The organism is Stenomitos frigidus ULC18 (assembly GCF_003003795.1).
In the GTDB taxonomy this organism is placed as follows: Bacteria; Cyanobacteriota; Cyanobacteriia; order Leptolyngbyales; family Leptolyngbyaceae; genus Stenomitos; species Stenomitos frigidus_A.
In genome coordinates this window covers 1-22549 of sequence record NZ_PVWK01000159.1, presented here as the reverse complement: position 1 = coordinate 22549, position 22549 = coordinate 1, and the positions used below count along the sequence as shown (strand labels likewise).

Annotated in this window: 20 protein-coding genes and 1 tRNA gene; 12 read left to right on the top strand and 9 right to left on the bottom strand. The window is 49.9% G+C overall.

The annotated features are described in order from the left end of the window. Positions 1 to 2: 2 nt before the first annotated feature. A complete protein-coding gene (locus tag C7B82_RS29745; protein WP_106260825.1) occupies positions 3 to 1958 on the bottom strand; it encodes a serine/threonine-protein kinase in 1956 nt (651 codons plus the stop codon). 557 nt (positions 1959 to 2515) lie between these two features. On the opposite strand from C7B82_RS29745, the gene C7B82_RS29740 reads away from it, so the two are divergent. The 3 genes from C7B82_RS29740 (at position 2516) to C7B82_RS29730 (ending at position 3668) form a co-directional block, all read left to right on the top strand. Beyond that, the gene (locus tag C7B82_RS29740; RefSeq protein WP_106260824.1) at positions 2516 to 2725 is read left to right on the top strand and encodes a DUF2997 domain-containing protein; all 210 of its coding nucleotides are present in this window, start codon (positions 2516 to 2518) and stop codon (positions 2723 to 2725) included. Positions 2726 to 2793: 68 nt separating this feature from the next. Continuing rightward, on the top strand, positions 2794 to 3180 hold the full coding sequence (locus C7B82_RS29735) for a DUF1257 domain-containing protein (RefSeq protein ID WP_106260822.1): 387 nt from the start codon (positions 2794 to 2796) through the stop codon (positions 3178 to 3180). Then, positions 3180 to 3668, top strand: a complete 489-nt coding sequence (locus tag C7B82_RS29730; RefSeq protein ID WP_106260821.1) for a ferredoxin — start codon at positions 3180 to 3182, stop codon at positions 3666 to 3668. Before C7B82_RS29735 ends, C7B82_RS29730 begins: the two co-directional genes overlap by 1 nt. A gap of 189 nt (positions 3669 to 3857) precedes the next feature. Here the strand turns inward: C7B82_RS29730 and C7B82_RS29725 are convergent, their stop codons facing one another. From C7B82_RS29725 to C7B82_RS29715, 3 genes are all read right to left on the bottom strand, one after another. Beyond that, a complete protein-coding gene (locus C7B82_RS29725; RefSeq protein ID WP_106260819.1) occupies positions 3858 to 5264 on the bottom strand; it encodes a DUF4335 domain-containing protein in 1407 nt (468 codons plus the stop codon). A gap of 108 nt (positions 5265 to 5372) precedes the next feature. Further along, complete coding sequence (locus C7B82_RS29720; protein WP_106260817.1) at positions 5373 to 5987, bottom strand: DUF3038 domain-containing protein; 615 nt, start codon at positions 5985 to 5987, stop codon at positions 5373 to 5375. A 476-nt stretch (positions 5988 to 6463) separates the two neighbouring features. Further along, entirely contained in the window at positions 6464 to 7168 is a 705-nt protein-coding gene (locus C7B82_RS29715) for a diacylglycerol/polyprenol kinase family protein (RefSeq protein WP_106260816.1), read from the bottom strand. 265 nt (positions 7169 to 7433) lie between these two features. Between C7B82_RS29715 and thyD the strand changes: the two genes are divergently transcribed. After that, complete coding sequence (gene thyD / locus C7B82_RS29710) at positions 7434 to 8354, top strand: thylakoid membrane protein ThyD (protein ID WP_106260814.1); 921 nt, start codon at positions 7434 to 7436, stop codon at positions 8352 to 8354. Between the two features lie 378 nt (positions 8355 to 8732). Here thyD and C7B82_RS29705 read toward each other — a convergent pair whose 3' ends face one another. The 4 genes from C7B82_RS29705 to C7B82_RS29690 form a co-directional block, all read right to left on the bottom strand. Beyond that, complete coding sequence (locus C7B82_RS29705; RefSeq protein WP_106260812.1) at positions 8733 to 8990, bottom strand: hypothetical protein; 258 nt, start codon at positions 8988 to 8990, stop codon at positions 8733 to 8735. Between the two features lie 222 nt (positions 8991 to 9212). Next, positions 9213 to 9428 (bottom strand): hypothetical protein, encoded by a 216-nt coding sequence (locus C7B82_RS29700; RefSeq protein ID WP_106260811.1) that lies wholly within the window; start codon positions 9426 to 9428, stop codon positions 9213 to 9215. 512 nt (positions 9429 to 9940) lie between these two features. Further along, complete coding sequence (gene sufU, locus C7B82_RS29695) at positions 9941 to 10423, bottom strand: Fe-S cluster assembly sulfur transfer protein SufU (protein WP_106260809.1); 483 nt, start codon at positions 10421 to 10423, stop codon at positions 9941 to 9943. Positions 10424 to 10555: 132 nt separating this feature from the next. Beyond that, complete coding sequence (locus tag C7B82_RS29690) at positions 10556 to 11662, bottom strand: iron-containing redox enzyme family protein (protein ID WP_106260808.1); 1107 nt, start codon at positions 11660 to 11662, stop codon at positions 10556 to 10558. A gap of 165 nt (positions 11663 to 11827) precedes the next feature. Between C7B82_RS29690 and C7B82_RS29685 the strand changes: the two genes are divergently transcribed. From C7B82_RS29685 to C7B82_RS29670, 4 genes are all read left to right on the top strand, one after another. After that, complete coding sequence (locus tag C7B82_RS29685; protein WP_106260806.1) at positions 11828 to 12403, top strand: MOSC domain-containing protein; 576 nt, start codon at positions 11828 to 11830, stop codon at positions 12401 to 12403. A gap of 330 nt (positions 12404 to 12733) precedes the next feature. Continuing rightward, positions 12734 to 14554: a malto-oligosyltrehalose trehalohydrolase gene (gene treZ, locus C7B82_RS29680; RefSeq protein ID WP_106260805.1), complete on the top strand. Its 1821-nt coding sequence runs from the start codon at positions 12734 to 12736 to the stop codon at positions 14552 to 14554. Positions 14555 to 14603: 49 nt separating this feature from the next. Next, positions 14604 to 17396: a malto-oligosyltrehalose synthase gene (treY, locus tag C7B82_RS29675; protein ID WP_106260803.1), complete on the top strand. Its 2793-nt coding sequence runs from the start codon at positions 14604 to 14606 to the stop codon at positions 17394 to 17396. Between the two features lie 149 nt (positions 17397 to 17545). Then, positions 17546 to 18151 (top strand): DUF2721 domain-containing protein, encoded by a 606-nt coding sequence (locus C7B82_RS29670; RefSeq protein ID WP_106260802.1) that lies wholly within the window; start codon positions 17546 to 17548, stop codon positions 18149 to 18151. 27 nt (positions 18152 to 18178) lie between these two features. Here the strand turns inward: C7B82_RS29670 and C7B82_RS29665 are convergent, their stop codons facing one another. Beyond that, positions 18179 to 18457, bottom strand: a complete 279-nt coding sequence (locus C7B82_RS29665) for a hypothetical protein (protein WP_106260800.1) — start codon at positions 18455 to 18457, stop codon at positions 18179 to 18181. A 116-nt stretch (positions 18458 to 18573) separates the two neighbouring features. Between C7B82_RS29665 and radC the strand changes: the two genes are divergently transcribed. The 4 genes from radC (at position 18574) to C7B82_RS29645 (ending at position 21844) form a co-directional block, all read left to right on the top strand. After that, positions 18574 to 19305 (top strand): RadC family protein, encoded by a 732-nt coding sequence (gene radC, locus C7B82_RS29660; RefSeq protein ID WP_106260799.1) that lies wholly within the window; start codon positions 18574 to 18576, stop codon positions 19303 to 19305. Between the two features lie 83 nt (positions 19306 to 19388). Further along, entirely contained in the window at positions 19389 to 20843 is a 1455-nt protein-coding gene (locus tag C7B82_RS29655) for a P-loop ATPase, Sll1717 family (RefSeq protein WP_106260797.1), read from the top strand. Next, a complete protein-coding gene (locus C7B82_RS29650; protein ID WP_106260795.1) occupies positions 20840 to 21649 on the top strand; it encodes a pentapeptide repeat-containing protein in 810 nt (269 codons plus the stop codon). The genes C7B82_RS29655 and C7B82_RS29650 overlap by 4 nt, the downstream gene beginning before the upstream one ends. Positions 21650 to 21772: 123 nt before the next feature. Then, positions 21773 to 21844, top strand: a tRNA-Val gene (locus C7B82_RS29645). Positions 21845 to 22549: the final 705 nt, after the last annotated feature.

Sequence of the window (22549 nt, the reverse complement as noted above, 5' to 3'; positions counted from 1 at the left end):
AATTAAAAAACCTCAAGCGCGATCGCATAGCTTCCGGTATGGCTGGTAGACACTTCAATAATGTAGTCGCCTTCTTGGGGCAAACGTCCCTGCCAAATCTTTGTGCTCGTTGTGCTAACGCGCTGACCGTTCGGAGCGATTGCGCTAAAACTCACGCCACCTTGTAACACTTTCACGCCTAGCGTTTGGCCTCGCTTTGCCTGTAACAAATAGCGTTGGATCTGGTTTGGTTCCAGTTGTCCTGTGACCGTGGTACCCGTCTTACCCGCTGCAAAAGCGACTCGTTGAATTTGTTCTTGCTTCGAGCGCACTAGTGACGTGATCGCCACCTCCAAGGTATAAGCACCAGCACCAGAAACTTGGATCGTATAGCGATCGTCAGCAGGCAATTGCCCCGTCCAACTTCTGGTCTGATACGCTGCCGCATCGATCGCGTCCTGGTTCGATCGCAACAAATTCATGGCAGCATCAGAACCCTGAAGCGTGACTGTCATGATTTGTCCTTGCGAGGCTTGCAGCACATAGGGTTGCATCTCAGTCGCCTGCAACGTTCCCTGCATTTGGGTCATCGCTTTACCACGAACAAATTGAATCCGTTGCGGTGGTTTACTGGTTTTGGTCGACGGATTGCTATCGGGCTCTGGAGACTCCGATGGAGGCTTAATGGCTAGACTGGAGCCATTGGTAATCGGAGAATCAATAATACGAGAGGCTTCCGATTGCGGTAGCTTGGCGCCAGAGACCCAAACTTCGCCGCTGCTATCGGGTGCTTTCATCAAAACGTGCCACACGATCGGCAGCGCCACCCCCAAACCTGCCAGCACGGTTGCAGCAATACCAGCACGTAACCGTCCTCCCAGCATTGTCCCCGGTTTCCACGCACTGCTTGAGTCGTGAGTGTCTCTAGCTGACTGGGTCGATGACGTATACGTAGCGGTGGGCGGAACAGGGTTGTTTGACTGCGATGAGCGATCGGGCGGAGTTTGTAGAAAATTTACAATCGCTGGCTGTCTGCTGGCTTCCGGCACATAGTCCAACACGTATGGTGATGACGATGATGGCGCTTGCAACAGTGTGCTTTCTAGCGGTACCGCGCCAAACGATTGGAGATCTTGCAGAACCTCGCTCGCTAACTGGTATCGATCGCCTGGATACACCGCCAGCATCCGCCGGAGTACCATTGCCAGTTCATCACCAACCTTGGCGTATGGTTCCCAGTTCCAAGTGAGTGTGCGGCTGTCAAGCAATGTTTGCGGCTCTCGACCGGTCAGCAACACTAGCGCTGATGCTGCTAGCGCATACAAATCACTATTGGGGTACACCTTGCCTGTTTGTAATTGCTCAGGCGGAGCGTAGCCCACTTTGCCAACTCGTGTCGGGGTTGAAATCAGAGGCCAGTGGCTAGTCGCCTCTTTCACCGCACCAAAATCAATTAGCACCGGCAACCCAGCTTCAGAGAGGTGAACGGGCTCTAGCTGTGTCGCTGCCTGCGTTTGCAAAATCACGTTTTCTGGTGAAATATCCCGATGGATAATGCCCTGTTTGTGAATGCAGTCAAGGACAGGCAACAGATGGTTCAAGAAGTGCAGCACTTCAGCTTCTGAGAAAGCCTGCCCTTTTTGCTTGCGATCGCTCAACAGCTGGCGGTAGGTTTGCCCATCCACAAAGTCCTGCACCAGAAAGAAGCGCTGCTCATCCTCAAAGGCCGCCCAAAAACGCGGAATTTGGGGATGCTGAATTTGATAAAGTGTGCTGGCTTCGCGGTGAAACAGAATTTTCGACTTTTCGATCAGCGTTCCGTCGTGATACGGAACAATAAATTCTTTGAGGACGCAGGGTTCGTTGAAGCGCTCCTGGTCTAAAGCCAGATATGTGCGACCGAAGCCGCCTTGACCAAGAACCTGCTGAATTAGGTACCGCTGGCGCAGCACCGTTCCGGATGGAAGAGGGGGCACCATGTTTTGTCGTGTTGAGAGCTAAATCACAAAGGGGGACAAGTTCCCTATTGTCGTCATTGTGGCGTGTGACGTCAGATTCTTCCTACGGTGCCTCACCCCTCAGGGAGAGATGCAAAGGTAAGCCTGCGGCCCTGCTGACGACCTTACTCTACGCCTGGATTGGATCGACTAGCTTGCTTTGCAAAAGCAGCTGAGTCCAAGCCACAGCAACGTTTTGCGAACGCTTGTTTTGCAAGCATCTTGCGTCAACCAACGGATTTCAACACTGGTTACTAGCCACTGAATTTAAACAGATTTCCCTTCCCTTTTCAGCTTGACTGCAATGGGAAGTTAAGCGAAACTATCAGATATCCGAGTCACCGCTTTAGATAGATTTTAATTTTTGTTAAGTGTTGCACAATCTATGCATTAAGAGTGTGTCATTCGTTAACACCGACTGTTGAAGGCTTGAAAAATTTTTAGTCGGAGAATTAACGCTTACTCTACACTGGTTCGAATATTGACTTAGTTTAAGCTTCACAACTACTGAGCGAGCCGCTCAATTCCTCACCAAACATATGGAAACGCTTGAGTTTATTATTTATCCTGATGGTCGCGTACAAGAGAAGGTGACCGGAATCGTGGGTTCTTCATGTGCCGAGGTGACGGCAGCGATCGAGGCTCAACTGGGTCAGGTTGTCAGCCAGGAGCAAACCTCAGAATATTTTGCCCAAACTGATACACAGCCTCTTGCAGCGACGAATCAAGCAACGTTCAGCGAGTGGTAATTGTTGTCAGTCAATCTTCTCGTTCGTTTAGCCCTATCCCTTATTAGCCTTATCCATTAAAACTCACCATGTCACACTTCAGCCAAATTAAGACTCAACTTCGTAATTTGCCTTCTCTGCAAGCTGCTTTAACCGATTTGGGTGTTTCCTGGAAAGCTGGTTCTGAACCAATCCGGGGCTACCGTGGGAAAACTCAAACGGCTGAGATCGCGATCGAGCAAGCCAATGGCTATGACATTGGCTTTCGGTGGAACGGTAGTGAGTATGAGCTGGTCGCAGATCTACAATTTTGGCAGCAGGAATTGACGGTTGATCGGTTCCTTGGTCGTGTCACGCAACGCTATGCATATCATACGGTGCTGCATGAGACGACTCAAAAAGGTTTCCAGGTAACTGAGCAACAACAGAATAAAGACGGTTCGATTCGTCTTGTGCTGCAACGCTGGAGTGCGTGATGGCTGACCTTGCTTCGTCGAGTGCAGAAGATCGTTCGAATGCTTCAACCTCTGAGCCAGCGAACGTCCAGCTTCAAACGGGTCTTGAGCCTGAGTTGGGTGGTTTTTTGCGCGATGAGCTAGAGCGATCGGGCTTGGAGCCCGAGCTGGGTGGTGCCTTGAGGCAAAAAGGCGTTTACGTGGACGAGATGACTTGCATTGGCTGCAAGCATTGCGCTCACGTGGCTCGCAACACGTTCTACATTGAGCCCGATTACGGACGATCGCGGGTTATCAGGCAGAATGGCGATTCCGAGGACTTGCTTCAGGAAGCGATCGATACCTGTCCGGTTGATTGTATCCACTGGGTTGACTACACCGAGCTGAAGCGGTTGGAAGAAGAGCGTCTGTACCAGGTCATTCCGCTGGTTGGTTTTCCCGTTGATACGGCTGTTGTTGCCACCAGTCGCCGTCGCCAAAAGCTCAAAGCGCGCCGTCATGAGTCTTAAGCAGGTCTCTAGAAAACGGATTGCTTCCTCAATTTAAGGCCCTTAAATGTCTAAGTTGACGAGAGCCCCGGTTCCTGTCCATTACGCTCTAACTTCTGTTTGAAATGGCGTGGGCTGGGGCTGCGCGCATCCTTTTTACTGCGGCGATGCTTTGCTAGGCCTTTCGTGCCCAAGGCAATGCAGTCAATCTTAGTAAGACCCTTCTAAAAAGGTCTTCACGCTTCCATCAGGGCTGAGTACGAGCCGAATTTTGGCGTTTTGTCCACGATTCAACGCTGAAACGAAGGGTTCCCCTGTCAGTGGTATACCCGCGCGATCGACGTAATCGCCTGCTGCCTGTCCTAACGGCACAGTGCGTTGAATGGAGCCATTTGCACCCACGAGAAGCGTATACTCCAGGGTTTGCGTTAGCCCCTGGGGCGGATTCCAGCGCTGCTGAAAATACCGTCTGGCTTCTGCTACTTGCGGGATGGTATCGAAGGCTGTGCCAGTTTGTTCTGCTTGAGCACTACGATCGCTAGCCGACGATCGCATCCCTGCACTGCTCGACTGACTCGGTGGTGCGTTGGCAAACTCTCGCTTCAGAGAAAGAGGATTGGGCACAGGTTTAGCTGCTTGCGATCGCGTTGCCGCTGAGGGCATGCCGCTTTGAGGCCTCAGGGCAATTTGGTTCCCAGCATCCTGGCGCGCTCTACCAGGGCTGGCAGGGCTAGTAGACGTGCTTGTTTGACCTGAAGGGTTGCCCGTTTTAGGGCTATTGATAGCAGGTGATGGTAGTGAAACAGTCGGTAGCCCCGGACTGACCGGAAGTGTAGAGCCCAATGGTGGCGGTGGTGGCAATTTCTGACCGGATGCGGCGGCTGGGTAGGGGCTCTGAGTTGCTGATGGAGGAACTTGAGTGGCGATTTGTTGATCGCTACTGCTAGCTCCCTGGCTGGCAGTAGGAGACGCCGTTTTGAGGTTATTGTCGATTAGCTTGGCAACCGAGGCAGAGAGCCCCACAACAACCAGACTGATTGCAGCAAGCTGACCCCAGCGCAACGTGGCGGGATTTGACTGGCGCGATCGCTGTAGCTCTGGTAACGCCACCAGATCGCCTGCATAATCATCCAGCGCATTGGCTAAGTCAAACAGTTGTAGAGCGCTCAACGGTACAACAGTGTCTGTTTCTGGTGCAGCTAACGTTCCCAGAAACAGGTCATGCGTCAGGAGACCTCTAGGCTGTAGGGAAAGATCGCCCGGAGCAGAGGACGCCGTTGCAAGGGCTGGATTTGAAGGCAGCACAGCGATCGCCGTTTCTGATGACGACGGCATAGCTCCATTAGCGTGTCTGGACGGTTGCCCAAGGCTATGCGTCTGCTCAAGAAACGACTGCACATAGCTTGAAACGACTGCATGGAGATGGTCGAGCTGAGCGCGATCGCCCCGAAGTGTCACCCACTGTTCTTTTGGTAGCTTCGGATCATCCAAACTGAGCTGGAACCGGAGCTGCTTCACCACAGGCTGACCCGCCCAACGAGACAACGGCGAATGCTTTGCCGTAATCTCTAGCGTGCAGGTTGGAGGGGTGTATCGCCGCAGAATGGAATGGGACATGCAACAAACATTAAGTGGGTGTGTCGATGAGGCAAAGAGGAGAACTATATCCGAATGAGGTGTAGAGCTGACGAAGGTCGAGTACTGGGTCTGGGGTACGCTTCATGACTAATGACCACTGACGATCGACTGGCTGCTGCCGTTCGATCGATCCATGAGCGCCAACCACAGTCGTCGGGAACCGTTGGCAGCGCTGTAAAACAATAGATCAATGAGAAGCTTCAACGCGAGATTGGTTAGCACCCCAGGCGAAACGCTGTCTCCATCTTCCATCCGCTCCTGATAGGTATTGTTAAACGTATCAAGGTAGTCGCCCAATAAGGCCGTTTGATGTGGTTCGCGCTGTTGCTCAGCCATCTGCTCTAAGAGCGCCACCGCACGCCGGATCTTTTCAGCTTGCTGCTTGGCAAGATAGCAGCTAATGAGTACGAGTGCGCGTGCCTCCTCCACGTCCAACTTTTTACGCCCACCTTGACCCCGACGCAGCGGGCTGGATTGACGCAACCGCCAAAGTGCCACGCGATCGGCAACCAGTGACTCCAGCTTTAGCTCACTCGCTGCTTGAAGCATTGCTTCAGAGCCGATCCCAGCCAATGCTTCTAACGCTAACAAGACCAGATCTAATTGAGCCTTAATGTTATCCAGCTGAGAGGGATCAGGCTGATTCAGAAGCGGTAGCGTTTCGACAGCGGTGGGTGCGGGCAATTTGACTGGAGATGGCATAGCTTTATGATGGAAAACACAACCAGGATTGACGTAATGGTTACGTGCCTTGAAACAGGACGACTAGAAAACTGATCAGGATGTTTCCGTTGTTGGAGAGCCCACTGATCTTGGCATGTGCATAGGTATTTGCCCTCACCCTGGAGGATCAAAAATAAGCCGAATGGTGACGGTGGGCACCCCCTGTTTTCTGCAAAACATCGCTGTTAAGCCGATCGCCGATTAGGACACGCTGTCAGACATGACTAAACGCTTGTTCCAGGTAAAGGCACGGCTTTGAATAAGCTAAGGAGCTTTCTAACAAACAAAATACCCGTGGAGGCAGGTTTGACACCCAAGTGATCGGCTGAAGGCAAAGACGCTGGCAAAACCGGCCCTCTACAAGCGGTACCTTTTTTCTCGGAGATCACCTAACGATTAGCGATGCCATCATAACTGACGCCTGATCGCACATTCCGATCGCACAACCCCTTCCATTATCCTGGCAGCAGCAGCTCGCACAGGATAAAACAGAGCGTTGCGCTGCCGAGTGGAACGGTCAAATTATCAATCCCAAATTTTGAAAAAGCTTCTAATCCAGTCGCGACAATCGCCACTGCCAACGCCACCACCCAGGTTTGCCAGATATTTCCCCGCACTGCTAGCAAAATTAAGAGACTCACCACACCGCTGACGATCGCCATCGTAAGTGACCCTTCCCAGCTTTTCTGCATATCCCAGAGCTTGTAGGGATGCTTACCAAAGCGCTGCCCGACGAGCGCGGCTAGACCATCGCCCCACGTCATGACCAGCACACCGATCGCTGCGTAATGAGGTTGCTGAATCGTCCAAAACCACGCAACCAGAAGACCAATGCTGACCGCGTAAAAAAAGGTACCCAAACTGTTGCGCCCAACGCCATTGATGCCCGGCAGAATGGGTAAACGATAGGACAGAAACGCGATCGTGCTGAAGACTACAGAGGCTCCAATGCCTAACCAAACGGGCACCTGCAACCACCATGCCAGCAAAATAACATTGCCAGCCCCAATGTGAACGACCTTGCGAACCACCTCTGAGCCCACAGAAGTATAGCGATGCAGCCATTCTGCTAGTAAACCAAGCATGCCAATCCAGGCTCCAGTGATCGCAATTTGCAGCCAGAGCGGTGGCAGAGTAGAAAACGAGAGCGGCGCGGTCATCGCAGCAATCAGTGTTGTGAATAGATTTACCTGCCTTCACTGTAGTGGAAATCAGGGTGCGATCGTACACAGAAGGCAATTCTGCTCGCTTCCAAACTACCGTCAGGTCCTACCAACTCCGATATACTGAAAAGTGCCGCTTACGGTTGCTGACGGTTCGGTCAACGATTGCACAACTAATAGCCCACTCAACCGTGGCTTGAAATTCGCTTCTCACTCTTAAATCCTCACTTTTCAATCAGTACGATCGCGCACGAGGTTTTGCATGAAAGTCGCTATTACGGGTGCAACAGGCTTTGTTGGTCGTCGCTTGGTCGAGCGCCTGCAAGCAGATGGTCACACGGTCATTGCCCTGACCCGTAACCCAGAACGAGCCTTACAACTCTTTCCCGCAGCAGCGTTTCCGAACGTCGAGCCTGTTGGTTATGCACCAATGGAGTCCGGTGACTGGCAGCAGGTGTTTTCAGGCTGTGATGGCGTGGTCAATCTAGCGGGAGAGCCGATCGCTGAGAACCGTTGGACAGCAGAGCGCAAGCAGATGATTCTCGATAGCCGCAAGCTGGGTACGCAAAAAGTAGTCGAGGCGATCGCTCAAGCAACGCCCAAACCAACGGTGCTCGTCAATGCATCGGCGATCGGCTATTACGGCACCAGTGAAACCGCCACATTTGATGAAACTAGCCCTGCCGGTGATGATTTCCTTGCAGAGATTTGTCAAACCTGGGAAACCGAAGCGCAAAAGGTGAAGCAAGCCGGACTGCGACTGGTTATTGTGCGTCTTGGCATTGTGCTGGGGGATGGTGGCGCGCTCGCCAAAATGATTCCCCCGTTTAAGCTCTTTGCTGGTGGGCCGATCGGTACAGGCAAGCAATGGTTTTCCTGGATTCATCGCGAAGACCTCGTGAGCTTAATTCTACAAGCCCTGACCAATAGCGCTTTTGAAGGCGTCTACAATGCAACCGCACCCAACCCGGTTCGCATGACTGACCTTGCCCATGCACTAGGAGAACGACTGAAGCGCCCCTCCTGGCTACCCGTGCCAGGCTTTGCCCTCGAAGCGCTGCTAGGCGATGGCGCAAAGGTTGTGCTTGAAGGTCAGCAGGTGCTACCAAAACGCACTCAGGCAAGTGGTTTTCAATATCACTACCCAACGATCGCGCAGGCTTTAGCCGAAATCTTGAAGTAGATGGCTGGTTGACTGGTCAAGCTTTCTCAAGGGCGGGTTCTAGTACGTTTCTGTTCAGATCAGCCTAGTGCAGCGTCAAGACTAAAAATTAGGGTTGGCAATCTCTGAAATCCCTACCTAGCAAGCTTTCTCAAAGTAAGTCACCCTAAAATTAAACTGTGGCTCTGCACTAGGTTAGCTGCCAAACCCGCACCCAAAGTGGAATTAATGATTGTAGGCATTTATCAGGCACTAAGAGCCGCTTGTTTCGCTTGTTTAAGGAGATTTCCGAGAACAAATTTACCGTTGGGTACGGGTAGGTTTTGCCAGAGTCTTGTCCTCTAACCGTTAATCTTGTGGTCAAACCTGCCCCTACGGTTATTTTGTTCTTGAAATCTCCTAAGTATTGCCAGTTGATCGTTCCTGCCAGCGTTTGGCAACCCAGCTAATTGCGCCACTCAACAACGCGCCACCCATCAAGATGCCGAGCGCGGGCGTGAAAACAGGCTCCCAGAGTTTATACCAAAGGTCGAGACCGAGTGGTACGTTGGCCGCTCGACCCGTAACGGCGACTGCTAGCCATACAAAGCTGAATAACACAAGGAATAAATCCACCATTAAGGCTACGTTTAGCCATTGAAGCAATCGCTCTCTCATAGATTCAGCATTGAATAGAGTACGCAGATTTGATCGAGACTAAATTTGACAACAGAGTTGAGACGTTGAACTGGCGAATGAGTTCTTAAACACTGCAACGACTGAGCATCAGACACTGGAAAGCGTTTTAGTCTCGCGTTTAATAGTAACAAAAAAGATGGCTAGTTTAGGTTCAAAACCAGCCATCTAACACGCCTATTCATTGTTAGTCCTCTAATCATTCTAAATCTGCACTAGATCTTGATCGATTTCTATTGCTGCAGCCTGCTGCAAGTTGTCAGGATCGACATAGTAACAAACAGCATCATTCATACAGATAAAAGCCCAGCCTGCGCGATCGATGTTCACCAATTTATAGGATGTTTCCTGAACAAAACAGCCTCTGTGGTTGCGAGTATCTGGCTTAACTTCGATGTTATTAAAATCATCAAAAATCATAATTCCCAACTCCTTAGCCGTGAAAACACGCGCCTTGAAAGAACACATTTTATGAAGAGCTAATGACTCTACCTATCCAAGTGATTACATACTACCACTGGATTATTAGACTGCTCATTACGTTATGTAGGCAAATATAACGATGAATAAATTACTGGCAGGTTTTATCCCCGGAAAGCAGTGTTTCTGAGTGCTAAGTTTGCAAAAAACTGTAACGATTGCAGCTAGCCCAGACCAGGATTAGCCTCAGCAGGTCACTACTTAATTCTTTTTAACAAAGTTTCTAATTTAAGTGCTTGAATCATACGGGGTTTAACCGCGCCTTTTAGAGGTGCGACGGGCATTATTGGTTTGACACATTGCTTTAGATTTGTGTTTCCAAGCTGCGTTTCTAAATTGGCAAACAAGCATTTACGACAAAGGCACAGACTAAACATTCTGTGCCTTTGCGTTGTTGTGGTTCAAACCGTAGAACCCGCTTATTGCTAATGGCTGAGATCACCTAAGCCTTACTAACCATTCTCTTCATTACTAACAAAACCTTTCATCTGACTGTCGGGGGACGCTTCTAGTGCGGCTTTAAGCGTGTGCCAAGTGAGTGTTGCACACTTAATGCGGACAGGAAACTGCGATACGCCTTGCATAACATTTAGCTTCCGCAACTCTGACGGAAACTCGTCTTTGCCTTGCATCATGGTTTGAAAACGTTGCACCATTTGGAATGCTTCTTCGACTGTGCGACCCCGCATTGCTTCAGCCATAAGATCGGCAGACGCCATTGCGATCGCGCACCCTTCGCCTTCAAACTTGACATCTTCAATACGATCGCCGGTCGGACTCAACTGCACCGTGAGTTCGATCGTGTCTCCACAGGACGGATTGTGCCCGCGCTGATGCCGATCGACTGGATCAGTTTTGCCACGATGTCGAGGCTTTTTGTAGCGTTCCAGAATGACCTGCTGGTAAAGATCACGCAAATTGCCAAGAGAAGACATGAGTCAGATTTGTTACGTATTGTTCATTCTTCTTCATCCTATCAGGGAGTTTTGCTGGTGGGGCAGAAGGAAGGGCCTGGAGAAGCCATGAGGCAGGAGGCAGACTTAACTCAAAACTCTCCCCCTCTCCCCTCACTTGCCTACATCTGCCAACTGAGCTGCACGAGCAACGGCTTCTCCGGCGCGATCGCCCATCAACCGCTGTTGGTCATATCCCAGCACCAGTTCCCAGGCTTCGTTGGGATAGCGTTCGACTAACGGTAACGCGACTTCATCGAGCATCCAGCGACCGTGAAGTTTATCGACTTTGATATGCAGCGTCCAGTAGCTCATCGCATCGCTGGACAAACCCAGCCGTTCGGCGGCGGCATGATACGGATCAAAGGCAGCCGGAACAGAAATTTCTGTGTAGAGCAGTCCGCCTGCATAGCGTAGATAGTCACGCTTGCGTTCAGACAGTAAAAAGCTGTGGTTGATGGTTCCCAGCACTTCCCAAGGCACAGCGTCAAGGTAGGCTTCCGGTTGGGTGTTCATGCCCAATTCAGAGAGCATGGTGGCAAAGTAGGTCGAGTGTTTCCGCGCTAGTTTGCCAGCACCGTATTCTTCCACCAGCAGACGCGTCATCACGCTATGGATCTCGTTGGCGACACCACCCAGAGTGCGAGAAAGCTGGCTAGCTTCCACCAACCCGTCTAGCGACGCGATCGCCAACATTTCGCGATAGCCTGCGACGGTCATCTCATCTCGGAAGTAGCGCCCCGTAGCAGACAGCTCAGGATCAAGATCGGCAGCCGCCCGATCAAGCAAGGCCTCTACAACATCCAGCTTTTGTAAGCTCGCGACATCCAGTTGAGCCAGTTCCCAGTCTTGCCACACAGTTTCAATGCGGTTGCGGATATTTTGCAAGTAGAGCGATCGCTCATTGGTGTAGTTGCTTAATTCGTCGTACCAAAAGAACTTCAGACGATTGATGCGATACAAAACGCGCTGTAAAAAGCGATGAGCCGCGCTGGAGTTGTAAGCATCGTTATAGGCTGCCATCAACGCCGCAGCCACTGTTTTCTCGAAGGCTTTGCGGGTCCGAGCGAGTCGGGCCAGGTTTTTGTCTAAATTGTCGGTGTGCAGCAGTGTAACAAAAAGGCGTTCCGCTTCTTCGTAGTTTGGCGCATTGGAAGGGGCAAACTGATTTTGCAGGGTCGCCAGATTTGAATTGGCTAGCGTCACTTGATTACGTTGCATAAGTCTCGGTTGTGTAAAGTCTTTTCGATGAGTTCTCCCGCTGATCGTGCCTGGTTAGCAAGGTTGCTTCATCTACTCAGGTAGTAGATTTGACCCTTTGCAACCGCGTCTAGAGAGAGAATGAGTGACTCAGTTGATGACTCACGTTCTATAACCCCAGACAGTATGAAATTTTTAGCTGCCACAGTGGAATCGGTTTTGCTTGCAGACACCCCCGGTACGTTTGTGACACGTCGGGTTGATCAAGTCACTCTAGACATGGCAGGGATTCCGGGCGATCTCCATTACGGCTTGACCCGCCGCTCAGGAGGACGGGAACCCATGTACCCCCGTGGCACCGAAATTCGCAATCGACGGCAGCTTAGTGTGGTATCAGCCGAGGAGTGTGACCAGCTTGCACAGCAGTTGGGTTTAGACGCTGTGTTGCCTGAATGGCTAGGTGCAAATCTGTTGCTCCGAGGCTTTCCTCACCTAACGCAGCTACCCCCAGGTTCGAGGCTCCTACTGCCGAGCGGCGGTGGTCTCGTGTGTGAAGGTGAAAATGCGCCCTGTCGCCATCCAGGGAAAATCATTCAGGCACTGCATCCGACGCATCCTCATTTAATTAAGCGCTTTGTGTCGATCGCCAAAAAACAGCGTGGCATTGTTTGTTCGATTGAATGTCCAGGAACGATCGTGCAAGGTGACAGCCTTCGTATTTTGGTGGAGCCGATCGCGCGCTTACAGCCACAGATGGTTTGAGAAAAACCGGGTTTCTTCACTGCCCCTGGAGGTTCAAACCGCGTCGTTTTGAAAAGAAACCCGATTTCTGCCTGCTACGTGAATCCAAACTCCAGTGAGGAGCGTATAGGAAGTGTGCCGCGTGAAAACAACGCACTAGACTAAGCCTCACCGGGCGGGCTGCAACCACTGACTGACACTTAGCAGTCAGTGATGCAGCCGCCCCTCTCTGCTCCTTTCATCGTATTTCTAGAGTCAGGATCGCAAAAATCCCCTTTTGGGCAGGTTTCAGTGCCAGGTGAAGAAAAATATAGTGCCCTAGAACGGTACTGAAACACAGGGCAGTTTTCTATGGATGCTGGCGCGTTCTATCTGGGTGGCGATCGCTGCCAGTTTACGGTTTGGGCACCATTACACAAGCAGGTTGCTGTCAACATTGTTTCTCCTAAGGCGCGACTACTGCCCATGCAGGAGGCCGGTTTCGGCTATTGGCAGCTAACAGCCGACGCGATCGCCCCTGGGACACAATATTTCTACCAGTTGGATGACCAGCTTGAGCGCCCTGATCCGGCCTCGCAGTTTCAGCCAGATGGTGTGCACGGGCCTTCTCAAGTGGTCGATCAGGCTGCGTTTAGCTGGACCGACAATAACTGGTCTGGAATTCCCCTGGATGAGTTGATCATCTACGAACTTCACACAGGCACGTTCACACCAGAAGGGACATTTGAAGCGATTATCCCTCGCTTGCCGGATCTAAAAGCGCTGGGTGTGAACGCGATCGAACTCATGCCGATCGCCCAATTTCCCGGTAGCCGTAATTGGGGCTATGACGGTACTTACCCATTTGCTGTCCAAAACTCCTACGGTGGCCCTGAAGGCTTGAAGCGTCTCGTCAATGCGTGCCATCAACAGGGGATGGCGATCGTGCTGGATGTGGTTTATAACCACTTTGGCCCCGAAGGTAGCTACTTTAGCGACTACGGCCCTTACTTCACCGAAAAATATAAAGGGGTCTGGGGCGGTGCGCTGAACTTTGATGGCGCTCAGAGCCATGCCATACGCAATTACTTTCTGCAAAACGCGCTGTATTGGTTTGAGACCTACCACTTCGACATGCTGCGTTTGGATGCCACCGACCACATTGTTGATCTGACTGCCAAGCATTTTCTGCAAGAGTTAGCGGAACGGGTTGCTGAACTTTCCCAACAGAAAGGGCGCAAGTTTTATCTCGCCGCCGAAAATGATGTGAATGACGTGCGGATCTTGCGGAGCATTGAGCAGGGTGGCTATGGCATGGATGCGCAATGGAATGACGGCTTCCATCACTGCGCTCATACGCTGCTAACGGGTGAACAGATTGGTTACTACCAGGATTATGGCAGGTGTGAGCAGCTAGCTAAAGCGATGAAGCAGGGGTTTGTCTACTCCTGGGAGTATTCGCCGTTTCGCGATCGCTGGCATGGGAGTGATTCGAGCGCTTTGCCCGGTCAACAGTTTGTCGTGTGCATCCAGAACCACGACCAGATTGGGAACCGAATGTTGGGCGATCGTCTGACCCATCTGGTTTCCTTTGACGCACTCAAGCTGGGTGCCGCAGTCCTGCTATTGTCGCCAAACGTGCCGCTTTTATTTATGGGCGAAGAATATGGTGAAGACGCGCCCTTTCTCTACTTTGTGAGCCACACTGATCCCAATCTTGTCGAAGCGGTGCGAGCAGGCAGAAAGCGGGAATTTGCTCATTTCCATTTAGAGGGAGAATACATTGACCCGCAGAGTGAGGAAGCCTTTCAGCGATCGCAACTACGATGGGAAATGCGTCAAGAAGGAAAACACAAGCTTTTGCACGATCTTTATCAACAGTTAATCCAGCTTCGTCGCACGGTGCCTGCCCTCAAAAAACTCGATAAACAAAACTTAGAAGCCACTACCTTAGAGGATGAAAAACTCCTGTTGCTGCATCGATGGTCTGCTGAAAGCCAAATCTTTTGCTTGATGAACTTTAATCAAGAGCCTGTTAGTTGCACACCCAAAATTCCCACTGCTAACTGGAAAAAAATTCTTGATTCGGCTGACGAAACATGGGCAGGCACTGGTGCCAAATTACCGAATGAACTAGTTTTTGGTCAATCGCTTATCATTCCAGCAAGCAGCTTTGCACTTTACCAGACTTGATGTATCCGGCATGTAGCCGCTAGATGAGACAACTAACGAATCACGAGCTATGAGAATTCCAGTTGCCACGTATCGTATCCAGTTTCGTAAAGAATATGGTTTTGCCGCTGCCACGGCGATCGTGCCATATCTTGCAGAGCTGGGTATTTCTGACCTTTACGCTTCTCCTATCTTTAAAGCCAGAGCAGGAAGCAGTCACGGCTACGACGTGGTAGATCCGACTCAACTGAATCCTGAACTGGGTACTCGTGAAGACTTTGATGCGTTGGTGAGTGCAATCCACCAGCAGCAAATGGGTTGGCTACAAGATATTGTGCCTAATCATATGGCGTATGACAGCCAGAATTTATGGCTCATGGATGTTTTGGAAAATGGTGCTGATTCCGATAGCTTCGACTACTTTGATATCGATTGGAATCATCGGCTTGAAGATATTCGTGAACGAGTCTTGGCACCCTTGCTCGGTGATTTTTATGGCAACTGTTTGGAGCGTGGTGACATTCAGCTTGCTTACGACGAGAGTGGTTTAAGCGTCAACTACTTTAGTCTGCGACTGCCTGTGCGGATTGAGTCATACGCGCGCTTTATCACCCACAATCTGGGACAGTTGACTAAAGCGTTGGGCAGACACCATCCAGATTTTGTCAAACTTTTAGGCATTCTCTATTTGATTAAAAATATTCCGGCTGAGGCAAAGGGACGCGAACGGTACGATCAGGTTGTCTTTGTGAAAGGGTTACTTTGGGAGTTGCACGAACAAAATGATGCGGTTAAAGAGCTGTTTGCTTCAAACGTGCAATCGTTCAATGGTGAAGTAGGGCATCCAGAGAGCTTTAATCTACTGGATAGTTTACTGAGTGAGCAATTTTATCGTCTCTCCTTCTGGAAAGTGGGAGCAGAGGAAATTAATTACCGTCGTTTCTTTACAGTCAATGAATTAATTTCAGTCAAAGTTGAAGAAATTAAGGTCTTTTATAAAACGCATGGCCTGATTTCTCAATTAGTTGATGAGGGCATTTTTACTGGCGTTCGCATCGATCACATTGATGGTCTGTATGATCCGGCTACTTATTTAGAACGACTCCGCGAAAAAATTGGCGATGTCTACATCACAGTCGAAAAGATTCTAGAGCTAACAGAAGATCTGCCAACTGCTTGGCCAGTGCAAGGAACCAGCGGTTATGAGTTCCTGAACTATGTTAATGGGTTATTTTGCAACACTGAAAATGAAGAAAAGTTTGATCGGTTCTACACCATTCTGACAGGCGTGACTGCGAAATATGCTCGCTTGGCTACCGAGAAGAAAGGGCTCATTATTGATAAGAATCTGGCCGGTGATGTGGAGAACCTGGCGCAGCGCTTGAAGCGCATTGCGGGCCAAACACGATCGGGCAGTGACTTTACAGCGTATGGGTTGAAACGCGCGTTAAGCGAAGTGCTGGCACTGTTCCCAGTCTACAGAACCTACACTGCGTCAGATGTGGTGACTGAAACCGATCAGCAAATTGTTCGCACGACGATCGCCGCTGCCAAACAGCAATTACCCCTACTGCAACGAGAGCTTGAATACATTGAAGCGATCTTACTGCGAACCGATGAAGAGTACTTAACAGACGACCAAAAAGCGGAACGCTTGCATTTTGTGATGCGGATGCAGCAATTAACTGGCCCGCTCATGGCAAAAGGCATTGAAGACACCTTGCTGTATGTTTACAACCGTTTGTTATCACTCAATGAAGTGGGTGGAAATCCTAGTCACTTTGGCGTTACCCTAGAGCAATTTCACACGTTCAACGAGCACAAAGCGCAGCATTGGCGGCATGCCATGAATACTACCTCGACTCACGATACGAAACGGGGTGAAGATGTGAGAGCACGCCTTAATGTACTGTCAGAAATTCCTGATGCGTGGGCAGAGCATGTCAAGCATTGGGCAGATATCAACTTTAAGCAAAAAGTGCGACTGGGCGGCAGGACAATTCCCGATCGCAACGACGAGTATTTTCTCTATCAAACCTTAGTAGGATCATTCCCCTTTGCAGAGGAAGAGTTTCCTGCGTTCGTCGATCGGGTCAAGGATTATGTGATCAAAGCTGTCCGTGAAGCAAAGGTACACACTGCTTGGTTGCGCCCTGACAGTGTGTACGAACAGGGCTTTAGTGACTTCGTTGAACGGTTGCTAGTAACGCCGGAATCGAATGAGTTTCTCAGTCAATTTAAACCGTTCCAAGCCAAAATTGCTGAGTATGGCATCTTTAACTCCCTGTCACAGGTGTTGATTAAAAATGTTGCTCCGGGTGTACTTGATTTGTATCAGGGTGACGAGTTTTGGAACCTGAGTTTTGTCGATCCTGACAACCGTCGCCCGGTCGCTTACGAACAGCGCCTGACTGCACTGAAGCAAATCAAAGCAACCCTATCCCATGATCCAATCGCTTTGATTGATGACCTCTTTGCGACCAGGGCAAACGGTAACATCAAGCTCTTTTTAACCTATCAATTGCTGCAAGCCAGAAAGAAATGGGTGGAACTGTTCCAACAGGGCGACTATGAACCGTTAGCGGTGAAGGGTGCCTTGCAAAACCACATCATTGCGTTTGCTCGACGCTTTGAGGGGCAGACGGCGATCGCGATCGCACCGCGCTTTTTGACCAGTTTGGTTCAACCAGGCGATCGGCCGTTGGGCACAGCCGTTTGGCAAGACACCCAGATCAGTTTACCGTCAGGCCTTCCGTCTACCTGGACAAACGCGATTACCGCTCAGTCACTGCAAAGTAAAGAGACGATCGCAGTCGGTGATGCACTACAACATTTTCCTGTAGCACTTCTCGTCAGCAGTTGAAACGTCATTTGGCAATGCCTCTGGGTTTATACTGGTAAAAATAGTTCGTTTGTACTAAAGTAATAATTGCTATTGATGACTATTGATTGCTTCGTTGACCAGCAACCCGTATTATTTGCCTACATTGCCTGCGAGGCTGAGGAAAACCAATGAGCGTTGAGCAGACGACCCAGTTAATCCAGCTAATTCTGAATTCGATGCTGATGATAGTGGCGTGTGCGCTGCTGTTGAGCCGCATCAGTGTTCGTCAAACTGCGCTTGAAGAAGGCTTGCAGGCCTCTAACCGTCAGTATCTTGAGCTGTTAAGCCTGGGGGGCGAACGTTGGTATGAGAGCAATGCCGGCGATCGCTCCACGAGTCGTGTACTGCAAGCGAAGAAACATCTGCGTCAGCTACAACACCGTTACAAAGTGGTGCGGTATGGCGTCTTAGCCAATGCTTATGCCCTTATGTGTGCGATCGCCAGCACTCTGGCTCTAGCGCTGAGAACCGTAATCAACCTGGAATGGCTGGTGCCCATCTCATTAGGGCTTTTTGTGTTCGGTGTCACGCTGCTATTACTAGGCGTTGGCTTAATGCTCCTTGACCTCCATACTGCCGATCGCGCGTTGTGGGATGAAATCACCAGCCTGCTGACCGGTCGATCAGACGACAAACTGCGCACCGATTGGCAGCAGCGGTCTAAAGTTGCTGAACGGTTCATGCGCGGGCAGGCTTCCAGTTTGAGATCGTCTTCCAAAGCGCGGGTTTCATAGAGGCGCACATCGGTTAATCCCTATCGTCTACGAGTGTGGTGGCAGCACGGTGACTTTATGAGTGTCACGATCGCGCACAATCCAGCCAGCCTTACTGTCCGGCTCAACTGCGTCCTCGGTAACGTTAAAGTACACCTTGTCGCCTTCCCGAGTTTCGATCGCGAAATCAGCATTTTGGGCATAAATAACCTTGAAGCCGCGATCGCGTAAACAGAACATAACCCATCCTTTGAGCGACTGCTGCTCTGGCTTAAAGGGAATCGGCGGTTGATTGAGTAACGTTTCAATGACGGTAATTAATGGCATCGCGTTGGCTGTGAAAAGAGCAGTTAGCCCTTGTTTTCATTTCCAGATGAGTGTTGGGCAGCACTCAGTGTTGGGCATAACTAAGAGGTACTCCTCGCTCAACAACCTCTTGGTGCATGACCTACTGCCTTAAAGTAGCCGATATGCCAGCCAGCGAGCGCCCACGGGAACGCCTGGTTGCCTCTGGAGCCAAAAATCTGGCAACGGCTGAACTGCTTGCTATCCTCCTCAGCACTGGGCAGGGAGCGGGCAAACTCTCTGCGGTTGGCTTGGGACAATACATTCTGCAACATATTGGCAAGCACCAGCACGACCCGCTTTCAGCACTGCGAGAGGTTAGCGTCCCAGAGCTAACGGATATCTCTGGAGTGGGTGAAGCAAAGGCCGCCACTATCTTAGCAGCGATCGAGCTGGGCAAGCGTGTCTTTCAATCGCGTCCACTCGAACACACGATCGTGGATGATCCGTCGATCGCTGCCGCAGCCCTTAGCCAGGATCTGATGTGGCAACCTCAAGAACGCTTTGCTGTCTTAATGCTGGATGTTAAACACCGCTTACTCGGTACACAGGTGATTACGATCGGCACTGCTACCGAAACCCTCGCCCATCCCCGCGACATCTTCCGTGCCGTCCTTAAGCATGGCGCGACGCGGGTAATCGTGGCGCACAATCACCCCTCTGGCAATGTCGAACCCAGTAACGAAGACATCAACCTTACACGCCAATTGCTCGCAGGTGCCGAGTTTTTAGGTATTCCTCTACTCGACCATCTCATTTTAGGTAATGGCGATTTTTTGAGCCTGCGCCAAACGACCAGTCTGTGGAGCGAGTGCCCCCAAGAAGATTAGTGTCTTGATCCGCGACTGGACACATAATTCTTTCCATGTGAAAATTAAACGATTCAGCTATAGCCAATTATCCTGAATCAACTATGCTGGTAGACATTCAGAAGCTAAACCTTGGTTCAGATTCCGCAGAAAGAGATATCACCGTCGGTTTGTCGGAATATTTCTATCAGAATTCGGCTTATCAAAAATTCCTGAACAGCAAAAAGACTATTCTGGTTGGTAATCGAGGTGCTGGCAAGAGCGCAATCTTTAAATATATTGCATCAACAGAGGCTAAGAAAGGGAATTTAGTTTTAGAACTGTCTCCAGAAGAGTACTCTTACGAATTACTGGCACAATATTTGAAGCGTGAAAACGAAGGCTCTTGGGGGAAGCAAAGTTCTTACTCCGTCGCATGGCAATATCTTCTGTACAACCTCATTTTTAATAAAATTGTAGAGAACAAGCGTGGCTTGTTACTGGGTCCTCAGCGAGACATCTATAACTATGTCAATGCTAATTCCAGCATGAAAGGTCTGAACCCGATCGGCGTGCTAGTGAGTTACTTGAAACAATTGGAAACTGTGAAGTTAGATGCGCATGAAAGTGTAGTTAAGTCAAAAAATCTTCAATCACTTTATAGTTTAGAGGAGATCAAAAGTCTCATTCCCAGTCTTAAGAAAGTGTTGGAAAAATCAAGAATGAAAGTCTTGATTGATGAACTGGACAAGGGCTGGGATGACTCTGAAGACGCTAAATACTTTATTGCTGGTTTGTTTCAGGCGACTCAAAAGATAAACTTAATTAGTCCTGATTTGCGAGTATACGTTTCCATCCGTCAGGAACTGTTTGATAACATTCCTCAAATCTACGATGATGCTCAAAAAATTAGAGAGGATGTTGAAGTTATCCGTTGGGGTAAAAACGAATTACTGGAACTCATTGGGTTAAGAATTGCCCATTCCTTCCCCGAAACTTCTAAGCTTGATACGACGAACCGCTGGAAATCAGTGTTTGCTTCAAAATTAGATTCTAAGTTCGAGGATTCTGCGGATTATATTATTGGCAGAACTCAACTACGCCCTAGAGAACTACTCCAGTTCTGCAAACTATGTGGGGAATACTATTCTGGCACTAAGAAGATCGACGAGTCTGCCATCATGGCAGCCGAAGAAGTTTATTCTGAGCAAAAAACAAAAGACTTGGCTTCAGAATATCGCTTTCAATACGCTCACCTATTAGATGTTTTTGAAGTGTTCAGAGGACGAAACTGCTGCTTTGAAAAAGATGATTTGGATTATTTGTTACTCTCAACCGTCTGTGGTGAAGTGGATGTCGATCGCGCAACAGAATGGGTCTCCGAGATGGATTATCTAGAACTGAAAAAATTGCTCTGGCAAATTGGCTTTTTGAAGGCGTGGATACCAAAGGCAGCCGGTGATGCACCCAGCAAGGGAACTTATTTGGGACACTATGAGTTACCCACCGTCAATCTAGAGAACATCGAGAAGTTTCGAGTGCATCCTGCTTTTGCCACTTTCTTAAGCTTAAAAGGATGACTGAACGCAACGGGCGGACGAAAGGGAAGCCATCACAGTTCATACGTCAATTGGAACAAGCTATCCAGTCGATTCCAACCTGGTTGGCGATCGCGGTGGCTGTTGTCTTTCTGGCAGTATTGGCGCTGTGGGCTGAGGATGATATCCAAATCCATTCATTCCAAGATCTAATTTCTCGCGAAACTATTAAGGCTGTTTTTGCTCAGGTGCAATCCATTGCCGTGGTTGTCGCGATTATTCTTTATCTCAAAGAAGCGCCCGATCGTAGAGCGCAAAAGCACTATGAAGCATGGCGTGTCATCGACAGTGCAGCAGCAGCTAACGTCTCCACCAGTTACGCACGCCGCATCGCCCTTCAGGATCTCCACAAAGACAGCGTTTCGCTACGAGGTTTAGATGCTCCAGGCGCAAATCTAGCCCGCATTGACTTGCCTAAGGCTGATTTGCAAGAAGCGAACCTTGAACTAGCAAACCTGCAAGAAGCGAATCTGCAAGAGGCCGATCTGTCTGAGGCAAACCTATGTGGGGCAAATCTGCAAAAGGCGAACCTGCGTGGGGCAAACCTCAAAACAGCCAATCTGCAAGAGGCGAATTTGCGCGATGCTGACCTGTCGGGAGCTAATCTGCGAGACACCAATTTGCAGAAGGCCAATCTGCGAGGAGCCGAATTATGGCGAGCTGAACTATGGGACGCCAATTTACAGGATGCTGACCTCCGGTGGGCTGAGTTTCAGGGCGCTGAGCTAAACGGGGCTAAACTCTGTCGCACGACGATGCCAGATGGTACGGAGATGAACCAGGCATAAGAGTATGGCGAGGAGAAAGAACTGGGTGACTCCTCACCCTGCCCAAAGCTGGATTGAATCTGCTAGAATGCTTGTCTGCTTTGTTTGACACGATAGGGTTACAAACCAAGCTTCTAAACCTACGGGCGATTAGCACAGTGGTAGCGCACTTCCTTCACACGGAAGGGGTCACTGGTTCGAATCCAGTATCGCCCATATTCTCAGTCGGCAAAACCATCTTTGATGCCAGATCGGCACATAAGCTTAGACGTTAGCTGGCTCTATCGTTCCTATTGTGCTGATTTAGGTCTCAATTAGCTTGAAACCCTTGCCAGTAAAGGATCTCAGCCACAAAGACATTCTTGTTAATCGGAAAGGACTTCAAACTCTTATCTAGCAAGCTTTTCCTCGTAATTTCGTCTGATTTCGCATAGTTTGGTCGATAGAGCCAACATTATTTTGTTTTAGAGCCTTAGTTCATGCTATTGAAGAAGCCCTGGGTTAAAAAGCAGCGGCGATCGTCCTGATTTCTGCTGTCTTAGTTACGGCAAGCAAGTGGTAGAACAGCTTGGTCTGACAGGGAAAGGTCTGGGGATTTGCCAATAGTAATGCGCCTATTCAGGAAATTGCTAAACAACTGCAATGACCAAGCATCAACATTCAACAGGTGGCCTTTTGGTTGATGGTTGTGGGTTTGGTGGAGGAAGTCCCCTTGCTGGTAGAGGTGCTAACCCAGGAGCCAAATCTTGAGATGTCAATGTTGGGGGGCGAAGAAAGGGTCAGTACAACCCCAACCTCTTTTAGCCCATCGTTCTTACAGAACCTTGTGGGGTTCCTTAAGGGCTTGGACTTTGGACAAATTTATAGGGCAGAGTAGCAGAGGAAGCAGCAATAGGCGATAAAGAGCAAATCAAACACGCT

Bases quoted from the DNA above. Each gene is read 5' to 3' on its own strand.
- C7B82_RS29745 (WP_106260825.1), bottom strand. From the start codon at position 1,958: ATGGTGCCCCCTCTTCCATCCGGAACGGTGCTGCGCCAGCGGTACCTA.
- radC (WP_106260799.1), top strand. From the start codon at position 18,574: ATGACCTACTGCCTTAAAGTAGCCGATATGCCAGCCAGCGAGCGCCCA.
- C7B82_RS29665 (WP_106260800.1), bottom strand. From the start codon at position 18,457: ATGCCATTAATTACCGTCATTGAAACGTTACTCAATCAACCGCCGATT.
- C7B82_RS29690 (WP_106260808.1), bottom strand. From the start codon at position 11,662: ATGCAACGTAATCAAGTGACGCTAGCCAATTCAAATCTGGCGACCCTG.
- C7B82_RS29720 (WP_106260817.1), bottom strand. From the start codon at position 5,987: ATGCCATCTCCAGTCAAATTGCCCGCACCCACCGCTGTCGAAACGCTA.
- C7B82_RS29740 (WP_106260824.1), top strand. From the start codon at position 2,516: ATGGAAACGCTTGAGTTTATTATTTATCCTGATGGTCGCGTACAAGAG.
- C7B82_RS29735 (WP_106260822.1), top strand. From the start codon at position 2,794: ATGTCACACTTCAGCCAAATTAAGACTCAACTTCGTAATTTGCCTTCT.
- C7B82_RS29705 (WP_106260812.1), bottom strand. From the start codon at position 8,990: ATGAGAGAGCGATTGCTTCAATGGCTAAACGTAGCCTTAATGGTGGAT.
- thyD (WP_106260814.1), top strand. From the start codon at position 7,434: ATGAAAGTCGCTATTACGGGTGCAACAGGCTTTGTTGGTCGTCGCTTG.
- sufU (WP_106260809.1), bottom strand. From the start codon at position 10,423: ATGTCTTCTCTTGGCAATTTGCGTGATCTTTACCAGCAGGTCATTCTG.
- C7B82_RS29700 (WP_106260811.1), bottom strand. From the start codon at position 9,428: ATGATTTTTGATGATTTTAATAACATCGAAGTTAAGCCAGATACTCGC.
- treY (WP_106260803.1), top strand. From the start codon at position 14,604: ATGAGAATTCCAGTTGCCACGTATCGTATCCAGTTTCGTAAAGAATAT.
- treZ (WP_106260805.1), top strand. From the start codon at position 12,734: ATGGATGCTGGCGCGTTCTATCTGGGTGGCGATCGCTGCCAGTTTACG.
- C7B82_RS29655 (WP_106260797.1), top strand. From the start codon at position 19,389: ATGCTGGTAGACATTCAGAAGCTAAACCTTGGTTCAGATTCCGCAGAA.
- C7B82_RS29670 (WP_106260802.1), top strand. From the start codon at position 17,546: ATGAGCGTTGAGCAGACGACCCAGTTAATCCAGCTAATTCTGAATTCG.
- C7B82_RS29685 (WP_106260806.1), top strand. From the start codon at position 11,828: ATGAAATTTTTAGCTGCCACAGTGGAATCGGTTTTGCTTGCAGACACC.
- C7B82_RS29730 (WP_106260821.1), top strand. From the start codon at position 3,180: ATGGCTGACCTTGCTTCGTCGAGTGCAGAAGATCGTTCGAATGCTTCA.
- C7B82_RS29650 (WP_106260795.1), top strand. From the start codon at position 20,840: ATGACTGAACGCAACGGGCGGACGAAAGGGAAGCCATCACAGTTCATA.
- C7B82_RS29725 (WP_106260819.1), bottom strand. From the start codon at position 5,264: ATGTCCCATTCCATTCTGCGGCGATACACCCCTCCAACCTGCACGCTA.
- C7B82_RS29715 (WP_106260816.1), bottom strand. From the start codon at position 7,168: ATGACCGCGCCGCTCTCGTTTTCTACTCTGCCACCGCTCTGGCTGCAA.